Source organism: Sphaerospermopsis reniformis, assembly GCF_005402885.1.
Taxonomy (GTDB): domain Bacteria; phylum Cyanobacteriota; class Cyanobacteriia; order Cyanobacteriales; family Nostocaceae; genus Sphaerospermopsis; species Sphaerospermopsis kisseleviana.
The window spans coordinates 1-2501 of record NZ_BJCE01000421.1 but is presented as its reverse complement, the minus strand read 5'-3'; the positions used below and the strand labels follow the sequence as shown (position 1 = coordinate 2501).

Annotated in this window: 2 protein-coding genes; both read left to right on the top strand. The window is 29.9% G+C overall.

Annotated elements, in window-relative coordinates; translation table 11 throughout:
* Nucleotides 1-2074, top strand: a 2074-nt coding sequence (locus FFR48_RS27190) for a glycosyltransferase (protein ID WP_201277697.1), incomplete at its 5' end; no start/stop codon positions are given.
* 25 nt (nt 2075-2099) lie between these two features.
* A complete protein-coding gene (locus tag FFR48_RS27185) occupies nt 2100-2414 on the top strand; it encodes a hypothetical protein (protein ID WP_137669504.1) in 315 nt (104 codons plus the stop codon).
* The last annotated feature ends 87 nt before the right edge of the window (nt 2415-2501 follow it).

Below are 2501 nucleotides of genomic sequence, written 5' to 3'. Positions count from 1 at the left end.
ATCTCAATTACAAGAAACACAATCTCAATTACAAGAAACACAATCTCAATTACAAGAAACACAATCTCAATTACAAGAAACACAATCTCAATTACAAGAAACACAATCTCAATTACAAGAAACACAACCTCAATTACAAGAAACACAATCTCAATTACAAGAAACACAATCCACTATTTTAGCAATGGAAACTAGCAAATTTTGGAAATTAAGAAAAATATGGTTTAAGTTTAAAACTATATTCAAAATTAAAAAAAAAGTTAGAAAAATAGTTAACTTAATATTAAACTTAAGGTTAATTTTTATTCTTGTCTTCACCTATGGTTTAAGCTATACCGTTAATATGCTAAAACAAAAAGAAGAAATTCCTTTGAGTGACGATATTAGATATCAACAATGGTTAAATAAAAATTATCCTAAAACAACAGACTTAATTTTTATGACTGAGGATATTAAAAATCTCAGCTATAAACCAGTAATTAGTGTGATTATGCCGGTTTATAACACTCCAAAAGATTTTTTAAAAAAAGCAATAGATTCTGTCTTAAATCAAATTTATCCGTACTGGGAATTGTGCATTGCTGATGATGCTTCTACTAAACCTTATATACAGGAAATATTACAAGAATATATTGCTAGAGATAAGCGAATAAAAGTTGCTTTCAGGAAAGAGAATGGGCATATTTCTAAAAGTTCAAATTCTGCAATAGAATTAGCAAGTGGAGAGTATATAGCGTTATTAGATCATGATGATTTATTGACTACCCATGCTTTATATGAGGTAGTAAAATTACTTAATAACTATCCTGAAGCAGATATGATTTATTCTGATGAAGATAAAATCAATGAAGAAGAAAAGTTACAAGATCCATATTTTAAACCGGACTGGTGTCCAGATTCATTCTTATCACGTATGTACACCTGTCATTTAGGTGTTTATCGTCGAGACTTAGTTAAAGAAATAGGAGGTTTTCGAGAAGGTTATGAAGGTAGTCAAGATTATGATTTAGTCTTAAGACTAACGGAAAAAACCGATAAAATTTTCCATATTCCTAATATTTTATATCATTGGCGGATTCATGCAGAATCTACTGCTCAAAATATCTCTACTAAAAATTATGCCACTATAGCAGCACAAAGAGCCATTAAAGATGCCTTGGAAAGAAGAGGCGAACCGGGAAAGGTTATTCCGGTGGCTTGTGGTCATCATATAGTTAGATATGAAATTAAACATCATGATTTAGTAAGTATTATTATTCCTACTAAGAATCTAGGAAATATTCTTAATACCTGTTTAAAATCTATCTTTGAAAAAACTACTTATTCTAACTATGAAGTTTTAGTAATTGATAATGGTAGTACAGAGAAAGAAACTAAGGAAATTATTGAATCATGGAAAATTAAAGAACCTCAAAGATTCAGATGTGAAATATTGGACATTCCTTTTAATTTTTCTAAGATTAATAATTACGCAGTGAAGCAAACACAAGGAAAATATATTTTGTTTCTTAACAATGATACTGAGGTTATTAATAATGATTGGCTGAATGCTATGGTAGAAGAAGCTCAAAGACCTACTATTGGTGCAGTAGGAGCTTTATTATTATATCCTGATAACACTATTCAACACGCTGGAGTAGTTGCAGGAATAGGAGGAGTAGCCGGTCATAGTCATAAATATTTTGCTCGTGATAGTCATGGTTATTTTAACCATCTCAAAACTGTAAATAATTATTCATCTATTACTGGAGCTTGTTTAATGTGTCGGCGTGAAGTTTTTGAAGAGGTTGGAGGGTTTGAGGAAAGTTTAGCAGTAGCTTTTAATGATATTGATTTATGTTTCAAATTCCTTGAAAAAGGGTATATAAATGTTTATTTACCTCATGTAAAGCTATATCATTATGAATCTAAAAGTCGTGGTTATGAAGATACACCGGAAAAGCAAGAAAGGTTTAGTAATGAAGTAAAATATATGCAGTCAAAATGGCAAAAAATAATTGACTATGATCCGTGCTATAGTCCTAATTTAACGAGACAAACAGAAGATTATGCTATAGACGTATCATGGTCATAATTAAGATTTTAGGAGAAGTTATCGTATGCATTCATTATTAAAAAAAATTAATAATAAAGTTCTGAACTATAAGACATTCATTCCTATTTTAGGTTTTATATTAACAGGATATTGTTTTATTATTTTTCTTCCTTTACCCTATGGCATTAATATTGGTCTTGACCCATCATGGCAATATGCGATTAGTTATGCTTCATCTGAAAAATTAACTTATGGAAAAGATATTATATTTACATACGGTCCTCTAGGTTATTTAATTCATGGTGCTGTTATTGATACTAATTTCTGGTTTATTCATATCAGGACTTACGCAACTGGCACAGCGATCGCTAATTATTAGTATATGTGTACTGCAATAATGAAGATGTTATTGAATCAGACTGATTGAGAATTGTTAATAGTAATAGATTAAATAAATGACGGGTAT

Bases quoted from the DNA above. Each gene is read 5' to 3' on its own strand.
- FFR48_RS27185 (WP_137669504.1), top strand. From the start codon at position 2,100: ATGCATTCATTATTAAAAAAAATTAATAATAAAGTTCTGAACTATAAG.